This is a genomic window from Photobacterium angustum, assembly GCF_002954615.1.
GTDB classification, from domain to species: Bacteria; Pseudomonadota; Gammaproteobacteria; order Enterobacterales; family Vibrionaceae; genus Photobacterium; species Photobacterium angustum_A.
This window is the reverse complement of record NZ_MSCJ01000001.1, coordinates 1,153,030-1,177,562: the sequence shown is the minus strand read 5'-3', so window position 1 is coordinate 1,177,562 and position 24,533 is coordinate 1,153,030. Positions and strand designations below refer to the sequence as shown.

Annotated in this window: 22 protein-coding genes; 8 read left to right on the top strand and 14 right to left on the bottom strand. The window is 36.7% G+C overall.

The features are described 5' to 3' along the window. Nucleotides 1-5 precede the first annotated feature (5 nt). Complete coding sequence (locus BTO08_RS05090) at nucleotides 6-869, top strand: MurR/RpiR family transcriptional regulator (RefSeq protein ID WP_105060155.1); 864 nt, start codon at nucleotides 6-8, stop codon at nucleotides 867-869. A gap of 42 nt (nucleotides 870-911) precedes the next feature. On the opposite strand, the gene BTO08_RS05085 is transcribed toward BTO08_RS05090, so the two are convergent. Together BTO08_RS05085 and bla are read right to left on the bottom strand one after the other, a co-directional pair. Beyond that, nucleotides 912-1,454 carry a prepilin-type N-terminal cleavage/methylation domain-containing protein gene (locus BTO08_RS05085; RefSeq protein ID WP_105060154.1) on the bottom strand — a complete coding sequence of 181 codons (543 nt, stop codon included), beginning with the start codon at nucleotides 1,452-1,454 and terminating at the stop codon, nucleotides 912-914. Nucleotides 1,455-1,610: 156 nt separating this feature from the next. After that, nucleotides 1,611-2,498, bottom strand: a complete 888-nt coding sequence (gene bla / locus BTO08_RS05080) for a class A beta-lactamase (RefSeq protein WP_105060153.1) — start codon at nucleotides 2,496-2,498, stop codon at nucleotides 1,611-1,613. 201 nt (nucleotides 2,499-2,699) lie between these two features. Here bla and BTO08_RS05075 point away from each other — a divergent pair, with 201 nt between their 5' ends. From BTO08_RS05075 to BTO08_RS05065, 4 genes are all read left to right on the top strand, one after another. After that, nucleotides 2,700-3,419 carry a sulfite exporter TauE/SafE family protein gene (locus BTO08_RS05075; RefSeq protein ID WP_105060152.1) on the top strand — a complete coding sequence of 240 codons (720 nt, stop codon included), beginning with the start codon at nucleotides 2,700-2,702 and terminating at the stop codon, nucleotides 3,417-3,419. A gap of 146 nt (nucleotides 3,420-3,565) precedes the next feature. After that, a complete protein-coding gene (locus BTO08_RS22295; RefSeq protein WP_198038414.1) occupies nucleotides 3,566-3,718 on the top strand; it encodes a hypothetical protein in 153 nt (50 codons plus the stop codon). Between the two features lie 895 nt (nucleotides 3,719-4,613). Then, nucleotides 4,614-5,075, top strand: a complete 462-nt coding sequence (locus BTO08_RS05070; protein ID WP_105060151.1) for a cell division inhibitor SulA — start codon at nucleotides 4,614-4,616, stop codon at nucleotides 5,073-5,075. A gap of 193 nt (nucleotides 5,076-5,268) precedes the next feature. Beyond that, nucleotides 5,269-6,681 carry a basic amino acid/polyamine antiporter gene (locus BTO08_RS05065; protein WP_105060150.1) on the top strand — a complete coding sequence of 471 codons (1,413 nt, stop codon included), beginning with the start codon at nucleotides 5,269-5,271 and terminating at the stop codon, nucleotides 6,679-6,681. Between the two features lie 62 nt (nucleotides 6,682-6,743). Here BTO08_RS05065 and BTO08_RS05060 read toward each other — a convergent pair whose 3' ends face one another. The 8 genes from BTO08_RS05060 to BTO08_RS05020 all read right to left on the bottom strand — a co-directional run bounded on the left by BTO08_RS05060 (nucleotide 6,744) and on the right by BTO08_RS05020 (nucleotide 16,895). Beyond that, complete coding sequence (locus tag BTO08_RS05060) at nucleotides 6,744-8,060, bottom strand: GGDEF domain-containing protein (protein ID WP_105060149.1); 1,317 nt, start codon at nucleotides 8,058-8,060, stop codon at nucleotides 6,744-6,746. 186 nt (nucleotides 8,061-8,246) lie between these two features. After that, the gene (locus BTO08_RS05055; RefSeq protein WP_105060148.1) at nucleotides 8,247-9,530 is read right to left on the bottom strand and encodes a DEAD/DEAH box helicase; all 1,284 of its coding nucleotides are present in this window, start codon (nucleotides 9,528-9,530) and stop codon (nucleotides 8,247-8,249) included. Between the two features lie 604 nt (nucleotides 9,531-10,134). Continuing rightward, complete coding sequence (gene nagK / locus BTO08_RS05045) at nucleotides 10,135-11,043, bottom strand: N-acetylglucosamine kinase (protein WP_105060147.1); 909 nt, start codon at nucleotides 11,041-11,043, stop codon at nucleotides 10,135-10,137. Nucleotides 11,044-11,275: 232 nt separating this feature from the next. Next, a complete protein-coding gene (locus BTO08_RS05040) occupies nucleotides 11,276-12,001 on the bottom strand; it encodes a tRNA-uridine aminocarboxypropyltransferase (RefSeq protein WP_105060146.1) in 726 nt (241 codons plus the stop codon). A 93-nt stretch (nucleotides 12,002-12,094) separates the two neighbouring features. After that, complete coding sequence (locus BTO08_RS05035) at nucleotides 12,095-14,176, bottom strand: methyl-accepting chemotaxis protein (RefSeq protein WP_105060145.1); 2,082 nt, start codon at nucleotides 14,174-14,176, stop codon at nucleotides 12,095-12,097. 324 nt (nucleotides 14,177-14,500) lie between these two features. After that, entirely contained in the window at nucleotides 14,501-14,845 is a 345-nt protein-coding gene (locus tag BTO08_RS05030) for a DUF3802 family protein (RefSeq protein WP_105061311.1), read from the bottom strand. Between the two features lie 65 nt (nucleotides 14,846-14,910). Beyond that, the gene (locus tag BTO08_RS05025) at nucleotides 14,911-15,930 is read right to left on the bottom strand and encodes a GGDEF domain-containing protein (protein WP_105060144.1); all 1,020 of its coding nucleotides are present in this window, start codon (nucleotides 15,928-15,930) and stop codon (nucleotides 14,911-14,913) included. After that, entirely contained in the window at nucleotides 15,927-16,895 is a 969-nt protein-coding gene (locus tag BTO08_RS05020) for a response regulator (protein ID WP_105060143.1), read from the bottom strand. Before BTO08_RS05020 ends, BTO08_RS05025 begins: the two co-directional genes overlap by 4 nt. A gap of 315 nt (nucleotides 16,896-17,210) precedes the next feature. On the opposite strand from BTO08_RS05020, the gene BTO08_RS05015 reads away from it, so the two are divergent. The 3 genes from BTO08_RS05015 (at nucleotide 17,211) to BTO08_RS05005 (ending at nucleotide 19,649) form a co-directional block, all read left to right on the top strand. Beyond that, nucleotides 17,211-17,570 (top strand): glutathione S-transferase N-terminal domain-containing protein, encoded by a 360-nt coding sequence (locus tag BTO08_RS05015; RefSeq protein WP_105060142.1) that lies wholly within the window; start codon nucleotides 17,211-17,213, stop codon nucleotides 17,568-17,570. Nucleotides 17,571-17,737: 167 nt separating this feature from the next. Next, the gene (locus BTO08_RS05010; RefSeq protein WP_105060141.1) at nucleotides 17,738-18,418 is read left to right on the top strand and encodes a DUF3334 family protein; all 681 of its coding nucleotides are present in this window, start codon (nucleotides 17,738-17,740) and stop codon (nucleotides 18,416-18,418) included. Between the two features lie 202 nt (nucleotides 18,419-18,620). Beyond that, the gene (locus BTO08_RS05005; protein ID WP_105060140.1) at nucleotides 18,621-19,649 is read left to right on the top strand and encodes an acyltransferase; all 1,029 of its coding nucleotides are present in this window, start codon (nucleotides 18,621-18,623) and stop codon (nucleotides 19,647-19,649) included. A 60-nt stretch (nucleotides 19,650-19,709) separates the two neighbouring features. On the opposite strand, the gene BTO08_RS05000 is transcribed toward BTO08_RS05005, so the two are convergent. The 4 genes from BTO08_RS05000 to BTO08_RS04985 all read right to left on the bottom strand — a co-directional run bounded on the left by BTO08_RS05000 (nucleotide 19,710) and on the right by BTO08_RS04985 (nucleotide 24,477). Next, nucleotides 19,710-21,251, bottom strand: coding sequence for a GTPase family protein (locus BTO08_RS05000; RefSeq protein ID WP_105060139.1), 1,542 nt, complete (start codon nucleotides 21,249-21,251; stop codon nucleotides 19,710-19,712). Then, on the bottom strand, nucleotides 21,235-22,431 hold the full coding sequence (locus BTO08_RS04995; protein WP_105060138.1) for a YcjF family protein: 1,197 nt from the start codon (nucleotides 22,429-22,431) through the stop codon (nucleotides 21,235-21,237). Before BTO08_RS04995 ends, BTO08_RS05000 begins: the two co-directional genes overlap by 17 nt. Nucleotides 22,432-22,494: 63 nt before the next feature. Continuing rightward, the gene (locus tag BTO08_RS04990; protein WP_045128437.1) at nucleotides 22,495-23,178 is read right to left on the bottom strand and encodes a potassium channel family protein; all 684 of its coding nucleotides are present in this window, start codon (nucleotides 23,176-23,178) and stop codon (nucleotides 22,495-22,497) included. 39 nt (nucleotides 23,179-23,217) lie between these two features. Continuing rightward, complete coding sequence (locus BTO08_RS04985) at nucleotides 23,218-24,477, bottom strand: hydroxymethylglutaryl-CoA reductase (protein ID WP_105060137.1); 1,260 nt, start codon at nucleotides 24,475-24,477, stop codon at nucleotides 23,218-23,220. Between the last annotated feature and the right edge of the window lie 56 nt (nucleotides 24,478-24,533).

The following is a 24,533-nucleotide window of genomic DNA, read 5'->3' as shown; positions in this document are numbered from 1 at the left end:
ACAATATGAGTGTAGATGTCGATATTATTTCTCAAATAACAGAGCGTTATAATGCCCTTCGTGATGCAGAAAAGAAAGTCGCACAATGGATCATGGATGACATCCAAAGCGCAGCCAATGCCAGTATTACTGAATTAGCACAAGGCGCTGATGTTAGTGAAGCTTCTATTACTCGTTTTGCTAAAGCGATTGGATGTAAAAATGTGCGTGACATGAAAATTAAACTCGCGCAAAGCTTATCTGTCGGTCAGCGATTTATTCTAGAGCCACCGGATCAAGGTGGTTATCAAGGTATTTATGAATCAATCAAACAGTCGTTAGATGTAAACCGCAGTTTAATTGTCGAAAAAGATATTGATACCGCTGCTGATTGGTTACACAACGCTCGGCAAGTCATCGCTATTGGAATGGGCGGCGGTTCAACAATTGCCGCACAAGAAATGCAGCACCGTCTATTTAGATTAGGCTACCCAGTCGTAGCTTATAACGATGGGCTGTTATCACGAATGATAGCCGCAACCGCCGAAAGTAGTGATGTTTTAGTGATGATTTCATCTACCGGTTACACGCCAATCGTGGTTGAAACCGCGCAGTTAGCCAAAGAGTATGGCTTAAAGATTATTGCTATAACTCCGAGTAATACCCCACTCGCGGAATTAGCTAGTTTAGTGCTACCAATTAAACATCAAGAAACAGACTTTATCTATAAACCATCAGCTTCACGCTACGCCATGCTGGCACTGGTTGATGTCATATCAATGGCCATTGCGGTTAAAAACAAACGACGTTCAAGAGATAAACTACGACGGTTAAAAATAGCCCTTGATGCCCATCGCGGGGGACTCGATAGACAACCACTGGGTGATTAATAAGAGAAATATCTATGTGGCTGTTTAAAGAGAAATACTGGGTTAACAATCTTTATCTTCAATACCGACAACAGGTGGTTCCCCATCGTAATAATTTACAAAGTAAACTCCACACTGATCGTTATAACTAAAGCCGCGAGGAAATATTTTACCGACTTTCGGTGTGGTACTTCCTGCTGGTAATGGCGGTATTTGACCACTAGGTACTGTTCGTTGATTACCCAAACCGCACCACTCCGATTGGCATTGGGTATCTCGACCTCTTGTATAGGATATATCATTTAGAGTCAGTAAATAGCGCATGCTACGCATCCAATGCCCTGTTGGATAACCCATAACAATTTCTATATTAACATCACCAGCATCTATCACTGACTTATTAAGATCATTTTCAACACCAAGAACAGTGGCACGAGTATGGACAAAATCACTTGCCGTTATCAGTGAAGACTTCACACCTTTTAATAAAGCAATGCGAGCATCTCTACTGATATTTAAAAACTTAGGGGCAACGAAAACAGCAATAATTCCAACAATAACGATGCTGATAACTAGTTCAATAAGACTAAAACCTCTAATTTTCACTATAGTTATCCTTTATTTGCATCAATTCATTATGGTGTATTTCTATATCCTATTGACTAAGCGATAAATAGCAAACATAGTGTTAGAAAAATGTTACCACTATCAAGAGATAAAAAAGCACAACCTATATTACACTGTGCTTTTTATTCGTGTGTTTTAAGCGCCAAACTGCTTAAAAACAGCCTGACCAATCTGAGCTATTTCTTCGTCTCGCTCAGGAATACTCGCTTTAGTACCTGTTAGGTAAATACTGATCACTAAAGGTTGTTTTTGTTCATTCCATACCACCGCAGTAATACCACGAGAGCCATGACCACCAGCACCTGACCGATCTGCAATCTCCCACCCTTTTGGCAGAACTGAGCGCAACAAGCCATTCGAGACTTTATTTGCTTCCATCCAATCTTTCAGTTGTTGTTTTGAGGATTCGTTTAAAGCACTACCTAATACTAAATTGGAAATGGTTTTATTCATCGCATAAGGCGTAGTGGTATCACGTTTATCGCCTGGTGTTGCCTCATTGAGTAATGGTTCAACACGATCTAATCTTGTTACGTTGTCACCACTGTCAATTAAGAATGTCGTTACACCAACAGGACCATCAATATGATTTAGTACTAAATTCGCCGCTGAATTATCACTGGTAGTCATGGTGGCAAAACATGCCTCTTTTAATGATACTTCAGTCCCGACTTTATCTTTAAATATTGGCGCATAATCTAAAATTGTATCGGCGTTGATCAGATAGGTTTTATCCATCATGCCATTATTGATTTGGTTATCATGTAGCAACTTTGCACAAGCAAGTGTTTTAAAAGTACTCATTAATGGAAAACGTTGATCACTGTTATAACCAAATAACTGTTTTCCTTTGCCATCTAATACTGATACTCCAATTCTTGCATCTAATTGCTTTTCAGCATGTTCAATCGCTGAATTAACTGTCATATTTTCCGCTAGGCTGACGCTAGAAAAGCCCAAAAGAGAGGCGGTTAATACTGAACCAATAATGTGTTTTGATACTTTTTTTGATAAATAACTCATGTATCCCCCTGATAATCACTGATGCATTTTATCAGTAAAAAAATCTATTAAAAGTAACTTTTGTAACATAAAGTTAATTAAAATCGGATAATTATCTATATTTTCATTTACTATTTTACTTTATTCATTATTAGTATTAGTTTGATTTAGTATTTACATAATCTATGTAACCATCCATATTTAAACTACTACATAAATATAATGACTATTGAACCTACCACCTTACTTGCGATTACAGCGATCTTTATCGGATCTTACGTCCAAACAGCTATCGGCTTTGGTTTAGCGATTGTTTCAGCTCCTATTTTGATTGTTTATGCTCCACAATATGTCCCTGCCCCTATTTGCCTTATTGCTTTATTTATCTCGTTACTTAACGCCTTAAAACATCGAAGTAGCATTGAACTTGGTGGTTTAAAAATGGCAATTTTAGGGCGAGTTCCTGGTTCTATTGCAGGTGCGGCTTTACTGGTTTATGTTTCGGCTCACGTCCTAACATTGTGGATTGGTTTACTAGTACTACTTGCTGTGGTTGTGAGTGTCTTACCTTATCGGATTGAACCGACGCCTCGTAGAATGGTTATTGCTGGATTCTTCTCAGGTTTATTCGGTACAAGTTCTGCCATTGGTGGACCGCCAATGGCTATATTGTTACAACATCAGGAAGCCAACCAGTTACGTGGTAACCTGTCTGCATTCTTTGTTTTTAGTTCTATTGTTTCTTTAGCGGCGCAAATTCCTGTCGGTTTTCTTTCCTTAGATAAACTTTGGATCACTCTACCTTTAATTCCAAGTGCGTGGCTGGGATATTGGTTAGCACTCAAAACTACCCAGTCTCTACCGAAAGAAAAGATTCGATACGCTGCTCTTATCTTGTGCTTAATCTGTGGCATCATTGCCATCTATGAAAGTATTCACTAGTAAATATGTACTCAATATCACATATCACTAAAATTAGTACCCATAGCATCAATTAAACCAAACAAAATGATTGACCATTACCGATACAACTTGATAAATATATGTTAACAAAAATTAATTTTTATCAGTTATTTAAGGGGTATAATATGGATATTGTTGTTGCCTTAACGAATGGAAAGTTCGGTATTGTTGAAGACTGCATCACGACAGATGATATTGAAGGAAGTTGTATTGAGTGCTGGGTTGAAAATGACACAGGCTTCACTTACGAAAAAGCGATTGTCGCATATTGTTTATAGTCTAATTTCTTTATATAAGCATCTATATAATAGATGCTTATTGATCTCATCATATCAATGCGGCTCTATTGAAAACTGATTCTTTTTATTTATCTCAAATTCATTGATAAAAATTATCCTTACATACCTTAATTATTCCTAAAATGTAAACTTCATTGCATCCATATAATATTCTTTATTTAAATAATATTATTTTAAACTCATAAAAATAATATTGTTACTTTCACATTGTATTTATAAAGAAATTTATATTTGATTTATCAAATTAATCAGGTAGTTATATACTACATTAATTGCATATAAGCATACCCAAGTACGTTATTTCCTTATTACCAAATCGTATAGAAGTAAATGACTGCCTTCTCCAGATTAGAACTCATTAATCTTTTTCCCCTAAATACAAGCCCTTCTTGATACACATAAATGTCTCATTTGATAGTGTGCTGCTCATACAACACAATACATCGGTTATGTGTAATACCATGATGAATGAGTCAAAGAGATATCTTCTATTCACATTACTGCCATTAATTACGATGATTAATCGTCCACAGACAACCTAAACATTAAATTAACCGTTTAATAATGTGTCTGGTTTTAACCCAACCACTGTAAAAAACACTGTATGAATTACTGTGTAAACACCTGTGACATAGCGCAATATTTTAACTAATGATAATTTTCAGTTTTCATAAAACAAAATAACACAAATAAAATTCACTTAAATATTCATTTAAAATCAGCTTGTTAAGTGAATTTAAATTCAAACACCACCTATAAAAAAACACACAAGATATAAAAAGATCACACAAAAAACACTTGCATCAGGAGTCAAATAAAACTACTGTACACGCATACAGTATGTATATATAACCACTAGTTGAGGAAAGCACTAATGAACTACCACTCATCAATTACTGCTTCACAAGTTTACAAATCAACATTTGCAGCAGATTCAACTCAGCAACCACTTTCCGCTGCGGCAGGACAACCAATTGAAGTGAGTTATAGTGCAGAGCAGCAAACTCAATTAGCATATTTCTTACGACTATTAAAAAAAGCAAATAGTGAAAACCGTTGGATTATGTTCATAGGTTATGACGCACTAATCGATAAATCATTATTGAAAAATGCAGGTATCGACATCAACAAAGTCTTACTGTTAAAAACACCAGCTCATCAAAGTAAACATAATTTAATGGTTAAGGCATTAGAGATGGGAAATTGCAGTGCTGTTATTGTTGCAGGTGAAATCGAACAGTTTGATACTCCCCTTATAAACTCTGCGGCGACACACGGAAAAGCAATGGCATTTGTTCTAAATAAAAATACAACAGCCCACTTAACCGTGCACTAACATGAACTGAATTCGTAACAAAATGGTTAAATTAACGTGTTTTTAATGTGGTTAACGTTAATAAATTTAAATATCGTCCCTGTACTATCCTAAATAAACATACAAACTATCATTTTATTAAGATAATAGTTTTTAGGTACATAAAAAGCCCATATAATCTTATTAATATGATAATTAAAGATTAGGTTACAACATGGATAATAAGCTTGGATTAGGAGCGCTAACAGCACTCGTGATCGGCTCAATGATTGGTGCCGGCGTATTTAGCCTTCCTCAAAATATGGCACTCGTTGCAAGTCCAGCGGCTGTAATGATTGGATGGATGATCACCGGTATCGGCATGATCTTTCTCGCCCTATCGTTTCAATACCTTTCGATTCTAAAACCTGAAATCAATAGCGGTGTATTTGGATATGCGCAAGCTGGTTTTGGTGACTACATCGGATTTTGTTCCGCATGGGGTTACTGGCTTAGTGCAATGTTAGCAAATGTCTCATATTTGGTGATTGTCTTTAGCACATTAGGTATGTTTTTCGATAAACCTAATGATGTCATTTTTGGGCTTGGTAATACCTGGCAATCTGTTGTTGGTGCTTCTATTATTTTATGGCTAGTCTACTTCTTAATTTTGCGAGGTGTTAAAACAGCAGCAAAAATTAATATGGTAACAACCATCGCTAAATTAGTTCCGCTCTTCTTATTTGTGTTCTTCACCATGCTTGCCTTCAAATGGCACACATTCATTTTTGATTTTACCGGCATTGAGTTTGGCTCCAAACATGATCTGCTTGATCAAGTAAAATCCACTATGTTAATCACTGTATGGGTCTTTATTGGTGTTGAAGGCGCTGTCGTTGTTTCATCACGAGCTAGAGATCGTAAAGATATCGGTCGAGCAACTATTCTCGGTCTATTAACAGCTCTTATTATTTATATTTTTGTAACGCTTCTTTCTATGGGTGTCATCAGCACACCAGAGCTTGCTAAGTTACAAAATCCATCAATGGCTAAAGTATTAGAACACATTTTAGGCCCGTGGGGAGCCGTACTAATTGGCTGTGGCTTACTTATTTCTGTATGTGGTGCTTTCCTTAGTTGGACGGTTTTAGCGACAGAAGCACCATTTCTTGCCGCGAATAACAATGTATTTCCTAAAATTTATAAGAAACAAAATGAAGCTGGTACAGCTGTTACCGCATTAAACCTAACGACTATTTGTATTCAGATATCTTTATTTGCAGTGACTTTTGCAGGTGGAACCTACAATAACATTCTGGTCATTGCCTCTGAAATGATTTTAATCCCCTACTTTCTAGTTGCAGCATATACGTTAAAAATAGCGATAAAAACTAAAAATAGAGGCACTTTACTCTGGGTTGGTATCTTTGCAACCGTGTACGGTATTTGGCTTCTGTACGCATCAGGTTTACACCATTTGCTATTATCTGCAATTCTGTATTTACCGGGGCTATTTTTCTTTATCAAAGCAAAACGTGAACAAAATAAGCCTGTTTTTGTAGGTAAAGAAATCTATTTTGTTTTATTCCTTATTACTATTTCAGCGTTTGGAATCTACTTACTTGCAACAGGAAAATTAGTCATCTAATTTGTAATAACAAAAAACCGTGTTGATAAATCAACACGGTTTTTTTACATCATCTGATTAACTTATAATTGTCGCTCGTTCCAAGCTATCTCAACTCGATTTCTTCCACGTTCTTTAGCCTTCATTAATGCTTCATCAGCACGCTCAATGAAGTGGCTATAATCTTCATTTTCAAGTTCTGCGACACCTAAGCTACAAGTCACTTTCATCCCGTTATCCCATACTGCATTCTCAATGCATTCACGTATAGATTCGGCCAGTTCAGCGGTTGCACCTAGAGGTGTTGCTGGGCAAAAAATTACAAACTCTTCTCCTCCCCAACGTGCAAAGACATCAGATTTTCGAACACGCTTATTGATCAAACTTGCAAATCGTCTTAACACTTCATCACCCAACCGGTGACCATACTTGTCATTTACTTGTTTGAAGTGGTCGATATCGATAAACATCATTGAGAAAGAAATTTTGTTATCAATAGAGTGTGTTGTAACTTCTGCTAACCATTCATTGATCTCGTGTCGATTACGCGTACGTGTTAATGGATCCGTAAATGCCAGCTCTTCAAACACTAAGCTTTTCTCGTATAAAACACGGTTAGCGTCACGTAACCGCTGTGTACGTTCTTCCGTTTCTTTAATCTGTTTTCGTAGATAAATACGATCAATAATAATAAAAAATATTGCTGTTATCACCCATAGCGATAGCAATACTTTTACTAACGTTTGTTCATTGATCCTTTCACCATAAAAAATCAGTTTATTTAATTTAATAGAATAATTGGCTTCTTTTACATAACTGCCTGTAGCAATTTCAATGATTGAAATGTTATCAAACTGTCGACTGGATTTATCAACAGGCACTTCGTAATCCGCTATCCACCATGATAAAACTTGGAAAGAGCGAAGAGGAAATTTGATCAGTCCTTTATCCTCTCCAGGGGCATACTCAATTGCATTAAACTTTAGAGAAATAGGATCTGATAACTTCGCGTAAGCTGGATCAAAATTACGTAAATAAATACGAACTCTTTCTCCATCTAAAGGGCTATCATAATCAATATCAATCCCAACGCTATCATAATCACTAAGATCAATGCCTTTATCAACTGAATCTGTCAGTGATATGGCAATTTCACAAAAAGGCCATTGCGCTTTATTAACTATATTACACTCAAGTAATGCGCCGCTTCTATCTATCTTTAAAGACGACTCTGTTGCACCATTCTGCCCTGTATCATCAATAAGTTGATATGTACTATTTACAGGTGTCACAATGTACTCTTTCTTTGCACCGCCAAGCATAAACCACACGTAAACAATACAGGTGAAAATAACAAGAAAGAATACAGTATAACGGACTGGTTTTGTTAAACCTGCCATGAAAACCTCAAAGACAAATAAAGCAAAAAATATGCATGTAAGTTAATAGCAAAACTAGCAAAGCTCAACGATAATAACAATAAGATAATCGTCAATCTGCAAGCCTTATTATACTTTTAATGAAGAAAATTAACACCACTAAAACAATAAGTTATCTTGAGTTTGTCATTATCGTTTAACCGTATATTATCGACGATTTCTATGCTTACCTCTATTCTGGTGAATTTTACTTTTCGATTTTGCTCGTCTCTTTTCAGCTGCCGCACCACGGTGAACAGATTGTGTTTCTATTAATGCAGGGTTAGGCTCATAACCTTCAAGCCATTGCTGTGGTAGACGGCTATCTAATAAATCTTCAATCGCTTTTAATGCCCATTCTTCATCAAGGCTCATCAAAGTAATCGCATGCCCTGTCATCCCTGCTCGACCTGTGCGACCAATACGGTGAACATAATCTTCAGCTTTGAAAGGCATATCAAAGTTAACCACATATTCAAGTTGCTCAATGTCCAAGCCTCTTGCTGCAACATCAGTCGCAACTAGTACGCGAGTCTTACCTGATTTGAAATCATCTAATGCACGTTGGCGGGCACCTTGGCTTTTGTCACCATTGATCGATGATGCTTTAATACCATCAAGGCCTAGATCTTTAGCTAATTGATCAGAGCCCTGTTTGGTTTTGGTGAAAACCAGTACCTGTCGCCAATTACGAGAACCAATTAAATATGCAAGTAATTCAGCTTTACGATGTTTATCAACGGGGTAAACCATTTGTTCAACGGTTTCAGCTGCAGTATTTGCTGGCGTCACTTCTACCATTTTAGGATTGGTGAGAATATCAAATGCTAGTTTTTTAACTTGCTTTGAAAAAGTCGCAGAGAAAAATAATGTCTGACGCTCAGCTGGCATTCGCTTCATAATACGTTGAATATCAACAATGAACCCCATGTCTAACATACGATCTGCTTCATCTAATACAAACGTTTCAACTTCAGATAGAGAGACAGAACCATTAAAGACGTGATCAAGTAAACGTCCAGGTGTCGCGACTAAGATTTCAGCGCCTGCATTTAAGGCTTTAACTTGTACATTCATACTCGTACCGCCATAAGCAACCGCCACTTTTAACTCGGTATATTTGGCATACGTTGTAATACTATCAAATACTTGTTGAGCTAATTCTCGTGTTGGAGTCAAAATTAAAGCACGAATTTTATTACGTGATTTCTGATTATTTTCGACCGCTGTCGATACCTGCTCAGTTTGCGATGGTAAACTCATTAAGCGTTGTAATAGTGGAAGTGCAAATGCTGCTGTTTTACCTGTGCCAGTTTGTGCACCTGCCATTACATCATCACCTTTCAATGCCAATGGAATTGCTTGTTGCTGTACATCTGTAGGTGTTGAATAACCTAATTCAGTCAATGCTTTTAACAAATTGGGATGAAGGTTTAGGGATTGAAACGACATAATGATTTCCTAACAGTAAAAACACTTATAACTTTCGATACAAGTAAGAGCCGTGATTCTACCATAAAAGGAAATAAGCGATCTTTTATCAATTGAAACAATATATAAAAATCACCAACAATGCACATTTGAAGAAAGGATGTTATTGGATATAGAGCCGTTTTTTTAGTCTATAAATTCGCAGTTCTCTGATAATGGCAAAAACAAAATTTATAATCACAATGATAAACAGGAAAGATGCTTGTAGTGGAGAATAGTCGAAGCTCATCATAAGATAGCCTAATGCACTGAATGAAATTAAATATAATATCCACCTCAGTGGCGAACCAAATCGTAAATCGTCGCGTTTCTTATCGTAATACACTGAAAAACTGCCTAAGAGAAAACCAAACTTAATGTCTAAACCATAAGATTTTATCTCATAAGGCTGCGAGTTTTTTTTTTAATTCCTGCTCAAGCTCTGCAATGTCCATATTCGTTTCCTTATTGAAGTATATTCATACTAGCAATTTAAAAATAAGAATTTTAAACAGAGGTAAAATTATGAGGCTCGTTTAACAAAAAAGAGCTCTATAAGAGCCCTTTTGATTAAATCTAAAAAATATTATTTTATATTTAAGAATGCCGCACCACGTACGCCACCCGCATCACCATATTTTGCTTTCACTACTTTTGGCGCAACAGCCACAGACAGTAAATATTTAGGTAAACGCTTTGGTAATTCATCGTAAATAACATCAAAATTAGATAAACCACCACCAAGTACCACAACGTGCGGATCTAAGCCGGTAAAGATATTAGCTAAACAGATAGCAAGCAACTCTAAGAAACGTTCTACATGCTCAACTGCTTTTTCTTCACCTTCACGATAATGACCAATAATTTCAATTGCTTTTAACTTTTCACCGTAATAGTGCTGGTATAACAATTCAAAACCACGACCCGAAAGATAATTATCAATACAGCCTTTTTGACCACATCCACAACCCAGTAACGGTGCATTTTCACCTAAAAACAACCATGCATCTAACGGTAATCGAGCATGGCCTAGTTCACCACCTACATGGTTTAGGCCAGAAAACACCTTGCCATCAAATACCATACCGCCGCCAACGCCAGTACCAAGGATTAAACCTAGAACTGATGGCGAATCTTTATGTTCATCATCCCACGCTTCAGATAATGCAAAACAATTCGCATCGTTATCAAGTGCCACTTTACGACCCAGTTTCGCTTCTAAGTCTGCACGTAACGTACGCCCTTTTGCAGCAGGAATATTAGACGTCAATACAACGCCATTTCGTGCATCTTCAATACCAGGAATACCTATGCCTACCAAGCCTTCACAACTAAATTTTTCATCGGCTTGTTGAACCAAAGTAACAACTATATCGATTAGCTTATTGTAATCATCACCTGGTGTTGCCACACGCTCTGTTGCTACACGCTCAAGCTTTTCATTAAATGCCCCAAATTCAATTTTGGTACCGCCGATATCAAAGCCGTAGTACATCCTATAACCTCACAAATAATGCTCAACAACACCCGACCAGTGTACAAAACTTTCACTACTTTGAAAATTATCCACACTAAGCACCACTCTATCTGTGACTAATAGCAAATTTAGCCTCATGATCAGGTGTAAAGATCTCGTTTAAAGAAAAAAATTAGCTAAATTACATAATCATCACTGGTTAAATGACAACGTCTCTCATTAACAGCAAGTGACAATGTAACGTTTGTCTTTAATTTCCGTAATCAAGCATAAAACTTTGAAGTGTTTTTAAGGCAGAGTCATCAGGCAATAGTCGATTCATTTTACCTGCGATGTAATTTTCACGAAATACATCAAACCATAGGTCTAACATTTCAGCATTTTCATGCTCACCAAATAAATCAACAATTTTAGCAGCAACTTCTGCTGTACCTAATTGGTTATCCTTAGACGCCTCACGCATTTTATAACGTGATGGTTTATCAGGGTTTATCGATAAGACTGGGAAATTATTTAGGTAAGGACTTTTACGAAACATTTTTTTTGCTTCAGCCCAACTACCATCCAGCATGATAAATAAGGGACGTTTATCGTCTGGCAGTTCAACGTTTTCGACAACACGTTCAGGCTCTGCATATTCAGCAGGGAAAACCACATAAGGTTGCCATTGTGGATCATTAAGCAGTGCTAACATCTCTGTATTCGGCTCAGTACGAGACCAAATATAAGCGAAGGTATCTTCAAAAATATCAGCAATCAAACGGCCTGTATTGCTTGGTTTTAAGATCTCGTCATCGAACATTACGAGTAAAAACGCAGCATTCGATGTTGCTAATGGTCGATACTCACAAATACAGAGATGAGTTCGCAGCATACATTGACGACAACGCTCAACTTTACAACCGCGAGCTAAAAATGGACGAGTCGAACGCGCTAAACGTTCGTCATATAATGTATGTACAGCATGTATGCGCATGAAGGATAACCTGAGACAAAATGAACTGCCGCATTCTACCGAATACCATGCGCAACATACAAAAATTAACTCTATCCAGTTCTTCTCTGATTATTAATTAGTCGATACTGGTGTTTCGAATGATAAGACGGGATCATTTTCATCCTCTAAATGATAACGGCTCAACATACCTTGTTGTTGTTGTGCAATGACAGCGACACGTTCAGCTTCATCAACAAGCGTATCAAGCTGGTGATTATTTTGTTGGGCACGACTTGCAACCTGCTCCAAATTTTGGGCTACATGTTGTGACGCTCGTTCTTGTTGTTGTGTCGCGACAGCTATCGTCACCATTTGTTGATTGATATCTGAAATGGTATTTTTGATCAAATTGATAGCTTGTTGCACATCACTGCTACGTTCAATAGACGACATCATTTCTTTGCGACTCACTAACATCGCTTCATTGACGTCATCTGCCGCTTTATGAAGCGATGCTATCGTATTGCGAATAGACTCTGTTTGTTGATTTGTTTCACTTGCCAATTGACGAACTTCATCTGCAACAACAGCAAAGCCACGGCCTTGTTCTCCCGCTCTTGCTGCTTCAATGGCTGCATTTAAAGCCAGTAAATTGGTGTTATTTGCAATAGAACTAATCAGCTCTACCACTTCTGTAATTTCTTTTACGTAGTTATCTAACTCTTGCATTCGCTTTTCATTGATTGCGAATTGCTCTTCTAGCGCTAATAAGCCTTGAGTACTGCACTCTATGATCCCAACACCATTTAATGCCAACTGTTGAGCTTTTTGCGCTTGTTTTTCTGACTCAGAGCTACTTTGCGAGATCTCTCGAATAGATCCCTCAAGTTGTGTCATCGATGTTGTTACAACAGCCAATTCTTCACTTTGATTTTGTAGCGCAACACGTGAAGTTGTGGAAGCACGCATACTTAATTCAGCCGCACTGGTTAACTCATTACTGTTAGTAATTAATTGTTGCAGTGATTCTCTATCATGATCGCAGAGATCATTGAGCACTTCTGCTAACTGAGCAAATTCGCTTGCAGCATTAGTATTTGCTTTAACTGTTAAGTTTCCTTCACTAATTTTATTTACTACGTCACTAATATGTTCAATAGACTTTCTGACGACGCGGCTTATCCACGATCCTGCAAACACTGAAATAATTAAACCAATGATGCTGAAAATTAGGAACATTTGTCGTGCATCATTACTTGCATGTGTGAACCCATTTTCACCATTTTTAATTAAGCCATGTGATTGTTGGGTGATCACTTGGAGCAAATCCATAATCAAACTTGTTTGGTGTTTAACTTCGGTATATTTAATGCTTTGTTCTTCATCGAGTTTCAATACATTTAAATAACGTTCAATATACCCTTGATCGGCAAACAACTTTTTTACCATTTCAAAAGGCACTGTGAGGCTAGAAAAATCATTTATCGCATCATTTTCACGTACCAGTTCACCCCAAGCATATTTCATCCCTGATAAGTTCGTACGTTTAAGATCTTTTGCTATCAATCTTGCTTTAACTACATCAGGCTCTGTCACTAACAACATCAAGTTGCCGCTTAACTCAACAGCATGATTTAAAAAGTTAGTGACATTACTCATCGCGTACTCGTTATCAGAATATAATGTTATACCGACACGACTCATTTCTGAACGTACAGATGAAACCGCATAGTTCATCGTTGAACGTTCAGTTGATAGCTTTTCTTTATTTAAAATAATTTCTTTTTGAATGGAATAAATATCAAATGCTAACTCATTAATAGATTCAACTTCAGACAAGTATTTATCTGCATATTGTTTTAACCAGTTTATCTTATAATTTGTTGCTAAAACTTCTAACTCTTTACCGGCATCTTCACCTTGGCTATGCATATTCTTATAAATAGCAAATGTTTGATTCAGTGACTGTTCATTATCACTCATCAACATATCACTTAAACTTTGTTCAACTTCTAATGCACTTGTCACAATGGTGGCATTTTTTAGTGATACAGGAACCGCTTGGTTGCTTAATACATCAAATTCACGGGTCATGTTATTTAAGCCATTATTACCCGAAAAAGAAAGCACAACACTGATTGTTACTAGTATTGCTAAAACAAACTGTATCCTTAAAACAACAGATAATTTTTTTGCGCGATGTACTTGCTTCATTAACCTATCCTCAGAACATTGTTAAGAGAGAAAAGCAATAAGCAAAATGCTAACTACCAATTATTAATATTATGAATACTCTCTTTAGAGCATTAAGGTAATAATTAATTGTTAAAGAAATATTTCAATTATTTATTTTATTAACATTATTATTTATAAGGGTAATCAACATGCATTAAATAATACTTAACTCACATTCCATATAGGGATTTTTTGAGGTATTTATATGAATAAATGCAGAAAAAAGTTGAAATAAAATGGGGTGTTAAATACCTCATTCCTTTTCTGCATTTATTAAAAAGATTAATTACATTAAAATTTTTATTAAGACAATTTTGAAATTGCGGAGTCGAATAAGTTTTTTACTAAACTAATAAAGTCTTCTAAAAAACTAATTTGCACATCAGAAGCTTCACATAACCAAATTCCTTCAAGAACTTGATTAAGATCAGCAAGAACTGCATCAGCTTCTTGCATTAACTGAAAGCGGACGTCTTGCTCAATATCAGGATTTTGCGAAAATACTGTCATCAATTGTGTTGCAATCAAATCAGTAACAACATCTTCTATAGTAATGCTATTTACAGATACAGATAAACCTTCAAACAAGGTTAAGCTTGATGCTAAATATTCAACTAAAGCTTCATATCCTTCTGTATTTACGACCAGATTTTCCACAATACTATCCATATATAATCAGCAAAATTTAATATACTGTACTATTTATTTTTCCATTAACCAATGTTTCTGTTGAATTCATTGATATTTTTTACATTTGTCTCTAGAGAGATAAATTTACCATCTGCTTGCATTACTGTCGTTTGATTTCGCCCTTTATTCTTAGATTCATACAGAGCAGAATCTGTTTGTTCTAACCATGACTCATAGTTGGTAATACCTGGGTGTAGTTGGCACACACCTAAACTTATAGTGACATTAATTGTCTTACCATCAACAACAACATTCGCTTTTTCAACTTTTTTACGTAACCTTTCCGTAAAATAGCTGGTCATATCTGCCGTTGTTCCCGGTAGAATCACACCAAACTCTTCTCCCCCATACCGCCCTGCTATATCGCTTTGGCGTTTCGCTTTACGTACAATATGGGCAATCGTTTTAATGACTGCATCACCAGCAACATGACCATAAGTATCATTTACATTTTTAAAATGATCGATATCAAACATAACTAATGTCATAGGTTGATGCATTTGCTGATAGTGTTCAAACTCTTCAACTAAACAATTTTCCCAATGACCACGATTATACAACTGGGTTAATCGATCTGTGATGCTAAGGTGCGTTAATTGCTCGTTTGACTCCCTTAGGTGATTTTTATTTTTTGCTATATCGGTTACATCTGTAATCGTTAAACAGATATGAGTATATTCACCAGTCAAAGACTTCAAAGGCGTTAATGTCATGTTTTGATACATGAAATCAGCGCCTCCAGAGATTGGACTGAAATTACTAAACTTAAATACCCAAGGCCGATCTTCCCATGCAGAGAAAGATCGCATTCTTAATTTAAATGTTGAAGATATCTTATTTTTTAGCCAATTCTCAGGTAAATTCGCTACGACATCAAATAAAGGCTTACCCATTATTTGATCGGTTGATATACCGCTATATGCCTGCATAAATGTATTCCATGCATATACATTATAATCTTTATCCAATATCACAATCCCTGCATCTAAATGATCAAGGACCTGCATGGTTAAATGAAAATCAGCTAATGAAATATCACTCAATTTAATGTTTCCATAATCTGGTGAATAACTTTAGTGGAGTGGCTATCCATCATAAATAGTACTTCACATTCAAGATCCAGTGTTTCAGCTTTATATACGTATTCCACTGTAAAGAAATCATTCTCTTCGTACTCTTTATGGCTCAAATTCATATACTCTTCCAAAATGATTGGTTGCCGAACTGAGAATGGAATACTTATTTGTTCTGATAACGCAACGAGAAAAGAAGAAACCATGATATTACTAATATCAATAACAACTTCATTTTTATCTTCATTTGTTTGACTAAAACCCAATTTTTCGCCAAATAAAAGAATATCTTTACCGCGTAAATCAACTAAAGCTTCACCATGAATACCACCACCAACAAACCGTTGAGCAATTGCAATTGATTGATGATCACTACGAATATCAGCAATTGTCATAGCAAGGTCGCTACTTTGCATTGTTGCGACATACGGCAATGGCATTTTAATAAACTCACCAAGATGGTCTGAAATAATTGCAGCGCCACGACCGAGTGAGATATTTGCGATTTCCCTAAAGCCTTCAATATAATCTACAGATAATACACTTTCATTCGCAGTTGTATTTGTTAACTCCGTTATGTGTAAATCCGATAACAGTTTTTTGAGCTTTTTCTTTTCAAATGGCTTTGACAAAAAATAATCAGCACCAAGCATCAAACAACGTCTTGCTGCTTCTTTTTGAACATCTGCAGAAATAATAACGATTGTAGGCTTATAGGCGAGAGTAGGAAGCCGTTTTAATACTTCAAAACCGTCCATAATAGGCATAGTAAGATCTAAGAAAACGACATCAATGTTATTTTTAGCTATTTTATCCAGACCATCACTACCATTTTCAGCATAATATAAATTTATGTCATAGCTATCCTTCAATAAACGCGTCATTGATTTATGGACTAGCGGTGAATCATCACAAATTAGTATATTTTTAGCCATAATAATAGATTAGATCTTTTTAACATTAATAAAAATATCATAGAGATATTGCTACAAATATCTATCATTTGATTATGAAATTTAGTTGATAAGTGACATCGGTCGAATTTTTGACTTTGGTTCCAAAAATTACATTACAACAGAGTGATGAGTTTATCGATGATATTCGGATAACCTTGGCTTTATACTCTTTGAATGATGTTGTTGTTATATATGATGACTATAAATAACTATAATTTCACGGTATTCTAGTACTGTCCATTTGGATGAATGATAATAAATTAACACTATATTAATTATGTAAGGTTTGTCAGTATGAAGGTTATTCGCTGGATTCTTGGGCGTATTATTCTTGTCCTAAATTTTATTTTTTCTCCTCGCGGGATAAAACGTTCTTCCGAGCAGCAACATGAGGTCAACAAGGCGGTAGCTCAACTCAAGCTATATCAATTTGATGCTTGCCCTTTTTGTGTAAAGGTACGTCGCGAAGCTAAGCGCCTAAGCTTACCGTTAGAAACACGTGATGCAAAGGTATCACCTTGGGAACAAGAGTTAATCGAACAAGGAGGTAAGCGTAAAGTTCCTTGTTTACGCATTGAAAACGAAGACGGAGTTGAGTGGATGTATGAGTCTAGCGATATTATTGCCTATCTTCAAAAACGTTTTAATAGCTAGGTTGCTGAGTTAACACTCCCCCAAAATAACCATTCAATAACAACGACTAAAGTTCCCTCTTTTGATGCCGATAAACAATTCGTTATTGTTTTATCGGCATCTTCTCCACTTTATTTAAACAACTATTTAGTGGCTGCCTTCAACATCTTGATACAACAGGACGTACAATGAGAAAATTAAAAACCGTCACTACTGATGATATTCTATTAAAACTATGCCAATCACTTTCCGATGTCTTATCTAAAGCAACAGAAACTGACGTTTCCTATTCTGCTATGGTACAAAAAATTAATAAAACAAGTTTAAAGCCTGATATTGGCTGCTTTGTTCTATTTGATGGCGGTTTTACAGGTTTAGTCGTTACAAACTTTACCAGCCAAGCAGCAATGGAGCTTTATAAAGAATATATGCAACGTATGGGGATTTCTGAAGATGAGCTCGCCCTCCACCATACATCTGATGAAGTTGCGAATATTCTTGGTGAATTAATGAATCAAGTCGTTGGAGATTTTACGGGTAAGATCGGACGTGAATTAAAAGTCTCAATTACTCAAAACCAACCAAAGATGTTAGCCCTCAACAAACAAATCTTATTATCTGTTGATACCAACTTAGATCGTCCTCAAGCTCGACGTGTTAGCTTTACTACAGCCAAGAACAACATTTTCTATCTTGAATTTGCTATGGATAAAACTGAATTTATCCAACTGGAAGAGTTTGAACAAGATACTCAAGACACCGACAGCATATTTGAGTCAGCCAAGCTTGAACAACAAAAAGAAAATGCTAAAAATCAAAAATTAAATGATATTAACGACCAAGATCTTTTTGATCAGCTAGGTATTTAATCTAATAGGCTTTAATAACCATGCAAAAGGCAATATATTGCTCTCATGTATTGTCTTTTCTCGAAACAAATATCGGTATGAGATACTAATCACATTTTATATCTATTCCTCCAGCTAACCACTCTTTTTCCCTCCAGTTTAATTTACAAAATAGACTTTTAAGTTTACCTTCTTTGCGAAATTATTTGATGAGAATGCTGTAATGACACACAAGCGTATTACTAGTTTTGAATCTGGGCGACTCATTGCTTTACTCGCAATTATAGGCTTACACAGTCAAGTCTTTATGAAAACACCGTTGATTTTCGGAGAGCCCATTGTTGGGATGTTCTTAAATCAAATGAGTCGTTTTGCTGTACCGCTATTTTTCATTATTGCAGGCTATTTTTATTACCCCAAATTAGTCGCCAGCAAGTCAAAAGAAGATGTTTTTGCAAAGTACGCAAAACCTCTGATCATTATGTGGTTAAGTTGGAGTGTTGTTTTTCTAATAATCCCATTTAACTTTTCGATACTACTCAGTGACGGTTACCTTGCCGAACGCAGTAATCACTGGAATAATTTACTAGCAAACCCACTAAATACTTTGTTTGAAGGTTCTCTTGTACACTTGTGGTACATTCCTGCTCTAATTTGCGCGATAGGCATCATAACGTTGTTACATAAATATCGCCTTGATAACCTACTATTACCTGTTGGTTTTATATTATTCATTTATGGTTGTGCTGCAGGCAGTTATGTTCCAATTACAAATATAGAAGCACCAATTTTAACCCGTAACGGTCCTTTTTTTAGTACGTTATTTGTTGTATTAGGTTATGAAATACATCGTCGCCAGATAACATTGAACACCAAGCTAAGCCTAACTGTTGCGAGTATTGGTTTTGCTATATTTTTAATTGAAGCAAATTACCTCTATTTCTTCGCTAATGGCGCCTTTTACCATGATTTCTTATTGAGTTCACCGATATGGGCTGTAGGGATTTTCTTGTTTCTTCAAGAAAAGCCTAACTTTGGAGAGCGATTAAAGCCAACAGCATTTAGTAAAGATGTTTTAGGCATATATCTCTGTCACTTGCTCATCGTCATTTACTTTTTTAACTTGGTTTTCATGCTTAATATCAACCCGATATTATCCAGCTTTTTAGCATTACCTTTTGCTTTTATCATTTCATTAATCTTAGTGAAGCTAATACGGAAACTTCCTTTTGGGTACCTCTTAGTTCGCTAACATCATGATAAAAAAAGCCCTCTCGTTTCCACTTGAGGGCTTTTTTTCATTTATATACTTTTATTTTACTGCAGTATCAAAAACCAGTTTGCCTAATCGATATAATCGTTGAGCTTGCTCTGTATAATCAATACGATCACCATCAATACGACGTCGATTTAACTGAGTATTAATGCCCTCTTGATATACCTCTTGAATCTTCTCTTGCAGCACATCTAAGTTATAAGTCAGTTTTTCACTACTAACAGATAATGGAATGATAATGTCGCTTTTCATCAAGTTTTGGTTGTAATTAACGGCATCTAAAATGATTTTCCCTTTATTGGTTTGGATATCATTCAAATCATAAGGCGGTAACCATTCATCAACAGGCTTCAACTTATCCACCTGATTAACAAGAACAACAATCTTTGGTGCTTTACGATGCTGATTTTTCGGTTGTGTATAAAATTCTTCAATCATCTGTTTTAACATGATGTCAGCTTGGCGCGATGATTGATTCGCTTTAAGTACCCATAAAACTACATCACTCTGCGTGACTTGTTTTAGCAGCATTTGATTAATACTTTCAGTACCGTCAATACCAGGTAGATCAATTAAATTAATAACATCAGTTCCTTCGACTTCGCAGCGATACGCTGTTGCTTTATCTGTTGAAGGTAACGCACTAATTTCTGCCGACATTTCCCCGAGTAAACCATTAACCACAGATGATTTACCCGCACTAATTTGACCTATTACTGCAACACGTAGTGGTTCAATAGGAACCGCTGCTGCCTGTTGATCTTTGTCATGCATTTTACTGTGCGGAACGGAAGCATCATCAAGTTTGAAATGACCGCTATAAAGATCGATTGCGACTGAGGCAACTTCTTGTAGCAAGGTCATTTTTAGTTTGGTTTGCACTTCTAAGCTAACATCATCAAACAGCTTACCTAAAACTAATCCACGCGCTTCTGCTAACCATCCTGTTGGAGTTGCGATACGAAATAATCGATAGACATCATAGGCAGATTTCGCATAGCCCACTTTATCCTTTAATTGATAACCTTGCTGAAGGCTTTTTAAAGTTATTTTCTCAGCAAATGGCACATGCTCTTGTAAAAAATAACGATAACGCCGACTCACTTCTTCCACCATAAGTAAAAACTCAGGGGCAGTAAAAGATAGGTGTTGGGCTGATTTACCTTTATTAAAACGATCCGCGACTTCTGCAACTAAGACATATGAATGCGCTTGTAATGACTCCCACTCAGGTGCATCACTCAGTTGTTGTTGAATGATGAATGTCACTTCTTGCCACACCTGATTTTCATGCGCTCCCCATTGTGGATTACCTTCCACATGCAATGGAGCTAAATCATCACTGACCGCATCATTCACCACTCTTTTACGACGAATAAACCAATAAGGGACAAAAACAATTAGACACGAAATTGCAATTAAAGCGAAAAACAGTATCCATTGACCATTATTGATTAAAGCGACAATACCAAAGCCTGATAACACGATAACTGGTAATAAAATAGCAACAGCCACCAGCGGAATAAAACCATCTGATAGCTGACTAACAAGCTGATAACTCTTATTTACGCGTTTCATGGTTATCCTTACTATCAAGGTTATTTTGATTAACTTGCTGTTCAGCTACTTTTTTAACTGATTTAAACGCTTGCTGATATGTTGTTTTTAATAACTCTTTTGATACGGTTTCACCTTTACTACGGTGATAGAGGTACATAGCGGCTGCACGACCAATCGCATAAGAGGATGAAAAGCTCATTGCGGCAGCCGTCGCACTACCGACAGTTTGCCCGTAAGCAGGAATAAACTTCACTAACTGATTAACGCTTAGCTTGGAGATATAATGCAGTAAGAAACCAGATCCAAGCATACTAATAAATTCTGCATAGTCTTTCTTATTCCACGTTACACCATATTGATTGGCAAGGCTGTGTAACATTTTTCCTTGAATCGCAGGAACCGAAAATAATCCAATAGCTGGGATCGCATCACTCGCGCCTGCAGCGCCTGCATACCATAAGACTTCTTTACGTAATCGCTCGAAGTTTTGCTCTTCTCTATTACTGTGTGCCTGTTTATTTGAAAGCAAGCTCAACATAGGCAGCGTTTCAGAAAGAACAGCATTTAAGGTATCTAAGCCGATATACTGTTGATCATCAGGGATCAAATCAACACTAATTGGCTGATAAGTATTTAATTTTTCATCCGTATTTTTCGCTTGCCAAACGGACTCTTTAATACCCCATACCTCCATCACTCGCTGATGGTTATAAAAAATAGCTCGCTCACGCTCTTGGCTATCAATCAGGCTATTTATTGCGGTATGAACAACCAATAAATGCTTAATTTTTCCTGAACGCTTAATTGTTTTTAACGCGTCAAGAACTGATGATTGCTCAGGTTCTTCAGCTTTCATGATAACGATCAATGCGTGACTTTTGCCACTACACATCGCTATGTCCTCAGCAGGATCATAATTAGCTTCTGCTAAACCACGGGTATCAAGAAAGCGGACTAAAGGGCTATCTGTTGGATATTGGTAAACTTCTGCAGTACGTGTACACGGTTGAAAACCATTACCGATTTCAACCGAACTACTTCCTGTAATAGCTTGAATAACCGTCGATTTACCCGCACCGGTTTTACCTAAAAGCCATAATGTTGGAATATGCTTTTGCCATTCATCGAATGCAGGCTCAAGCTCTGGATTAACCGTTGGGTTAATATAGTCATAAACTTTTTTAAAAAAACGATTCATTGTTTATAAATACTCAATAACGTTCAAAAACAACGACTATCGCTTTTATCAAACGATAGTTAACTACTCATCACGACCTAAATGCTTACTACCACTAGAGCTGACTAAACTCGATACTACGATTGCCATATAAAATACGCCGACAATGGCTTCTAAATATGCGAAGACTTTCGCAATCGGAGTAACCGGTAAAATATCGCCATAACCTAATGTCGTTAAGGTAACAAAACTAAAATACGCCGCATCAGAGAAATTCTCATGCCATGGCCCTGAATTGATTCCATGAATTGAATCGGGAAAAACACGGATAAGAATCAAATACGCAATCGCCCACATTAAGCCGAGCAATAAAAATAATGCCATAGAGCCAATGATCTTATTGGTATTTATTGAGCCTGTGAACAAGATCTGACGCATAATAGACTTAAACGTGCCAAAGAAGAAAACAAACATCAGCGATAGCATAATAATTTCAATTTCTTCAATACCTAAGAGGATCCTAGCAATCATTGCCATAATCCAGATTCCGACCAAAGATGTTAAAAACCGAAACCATGATCTATCAAAACGTAAACTTAATAAGCAGACAAGAAACGTAATGACAGTAAAGGCTTCTAACGCATATTGAACAAAACCATGGGGGATCACTTTCTCTAGTGATGCACTAATTAATAAGCTTATTAAAGCTATCGTCAGAAAAAAGAAATTATTCTGCGAGTTAATCTGTTCTATCTTTTTTTGTAACACAGCGTTCTACACTCCATGCAATGAACGACTTGATTAGACTTATCGTGCTAACCGATGATGCGCTTTGGCAAAATGGCCTGAACAAAAAGCCCCAATAATTGAAAGCTCACCTGCTAAACATAGTGCCGCACACACTTCTGCTAATGCTTGCGATTGGCCACTTCCATATAAACCTAATAGCTCTAAACACGCTTTTTGACTCGGGAGATGTGTTCCTCCACCGACTGTTCCCACCATCAAATTTGGTAATGTTACAGATACACAGAGCCCATCTTGTTGATTTAGTTCCATTCGCGTTATACCAACAGAAGATTCCGCTACACATGCCGCATCTTGCCCACACGCAATATAAAATGCAGCAAGTGCATTCGCATAATGTGCATTAACACCGATAGTACCGCTTAATGCCCCGCCTACTGTCGTCATTTTACCAAAGTCGACCATTTTTTCAGGCGTTGTATGAAGATATTTCTTCACTAGTTCACGGCTTAAATGTACTTCAGCAGTCACTTTCTTCCCACGAACCGAACGCAACGTTTGTGCTGTTGCTTTTTTATCACCGGATAAATTACAGTCTAAGAATGCCTCAACAGGTTTAATAGGCGTATTAGCAAGAATATATTCAAAAACGGCATTGGTCGAAATCGTTACCATATTTTGACCTGATGCATCACCGGTTAGATATTCAAAAACTAAGTAAACATGATTACCTTCCATGCTCAAATTAATGTCTGATAGCTTACCGTAGCGCGTAGTTGATTCTGCAATCGTTTTAAAAGTATCGTATTGTGTTGTGACCCAAGTAATAAACTTACTCGCCTGCACAAGTGATTCAAATGCAAATCCCGGTGCACGTGTTACACCTTCGTTTAACAAAATTGCACTTGCTCCTCCCGCTTCACTAATTAGTAAGGCTCCACGATGATAGGATGCAACTAATGCAGCTTCTGTTGTTGCTAATGGCACAAAATACTCACCACTAGCAAATAGGCCATTCACTTTTAAAGGTCCAGCAACACCTAACGGCAACTTTACTGAGCCAATAAAGTTTTCAATGTTCTTTTCGTAGCAATGCTGTTGTTGCTGGGTTTCGGTATCATACAAAACAGTTTGAGAGTTAATGTTATTCAACACTTCCCAGCGTTTAGCTATGGTACGATCACTGACATATGGGTTACGCGGTAACTTTTTTGTTGGTGGTGTTACAATGGGATCTAGGCGTTGATGTAATTGCGAAGAAGAAAGCTGACCTAGCATGGAGGTCACATAATCCGGGCGATGTAAGTTAAGTTTTGGCATGAATACAACACATTACGAAATGGAAACGTATTATATAGCTAAACACATCATTAACT

What these genes read in the sequence shown, in the direction of transcription:
- BTO08_RS05090 (WP_105060155.1), top strand. Translation starts at nt 6, where the DNA reads ATGAGTGTAGATGTCGATATTATTTCTCAAATAACAGAGCGTTATAAT.
- bla (WP_105060153.1), bottom strand. Translation starts at nt 2,498, where the DNA reads ATGAGTTATTTATCAAAAAAAGTATCAAAACACATTATTGGTTCAGTA.
- BTO08_RS05075 (WP_105060152.1), top strand. Translation starts at nt 2,700, where the DNA reads ATGACTATTGAACCTACCACCTTACTTGCGATTACAGCGATCTTTATC.
- BTO08_RS22295 (WP_198038414.1), top strand. Translation starts at nt 3,566, where the DNA reads ATGGATATTGTTGTTGCCTTAACGAATGGAAAGTTCGGTATTGTTGAA.
- BTO08_RS05070 (WP_105060151.1), top strand. Translation starts at nt 4,614, where the DNA reads ATGAACTACCACTCATCAATTACTGCTTCACAAGTTTACAAATCAACA.
- BTO08_RS05065 (WP_105060150.1), top strand. Translation starts at nt 5,269, where the DNA reads ATGGATAATAAGCTTGGATTAGGAGCGCTAACAGCACTCGTGATCGGC.
- BTO08_RS05060 (WP_105060149.1), bottom strand. Translation starts at nt 8,060, where the DNA reads ATGGCAGGTTTAACAAAACCAGTCCGTTATACTGTATTCTTTCTTGTT.
- BTO08_RS05055 (WP_105060148.1), bottom strand. Translation starts at nt 9,530, where the DNA reads ATGTCGTTTCAATCCCTAAACCTTCATCCCAATTTGTTAAAAGCATTG.
- nagK (WP_105060147.1), bottom strand. Translation starts at nt 11,043, where the DNA reads ATGTACTACGGCTTTGATATCGGCGGTACCAAAATTGAATTTGGGGCA.
- BTO08_RS05040 (WP_105060146.1), bottom strand. Translation starts at nt 12,001, where the DNA reads ATGCGCATACATGCTGTACATACATTATATGACGAACGTTTAGCGCGT.
- BTO08_RS05035 (WP_105060145.1), bottom strand. Translation starts at nt 14,176, where the DNA reads ATGAAGCAAGTACATCGCGCAAAAAAATTATCTGTTGTTTTAAGGATA.
- BTO08_RS05020 (WP_105060143.1), bottom strand. Translation starts at nt 16,895, where the DNA reads ATGGCTAAAAATATACTAATTTGTGATGATTCACCGCTAGTCCATAAA.
- BTO08_RS05015 (WP_105060142.1), top strand. Translation starts at nt 17,211, where the DNA reads ATGAAGGTTATTCGCTGGATTCTTGGGCGTATTATTCTTGTCCTAAAT.
- BTO08_RS05010 (WP_105060141.1), top strand. Translation starts at nt 17,738, where the DNA reads ATGAGAAAATTAAAAACCGTCACTACTGATGATATTCTATTAAAACTA.
- BTO08_RS05005 (WP_105060140.1), top strand. Translation starts at nt 18,621, where the DNA reads ATGACACACAAGCGTATTACTAGTTTTGAATCTGGGCGACTCATTGCT.
- BTO08_RS05000 (WP_105060139.1), bottom strand. Translation starts at nt 21,251, where the DNA reads ATGAAACGCGTAAATAAGAGTTATCAGCTTGTTAGTCAGCTATCAGAT.
- BTO08_RS04995 (WP_105060138.1), bottom strand. Translation starts at nt 22,431, where the DNA reads ATGAATCGTTTTTTTAAAAAAGTTTATGACTATATTAACCCAACGGTT.
- BTO08_RS04985 (WP_105060137.1), bottom strand. Translation starts at nt 24,477, where the DNA reads ATGCCAAAACTTAACTTACATCGCCCGGATTATGTGACCTCCATGCTA.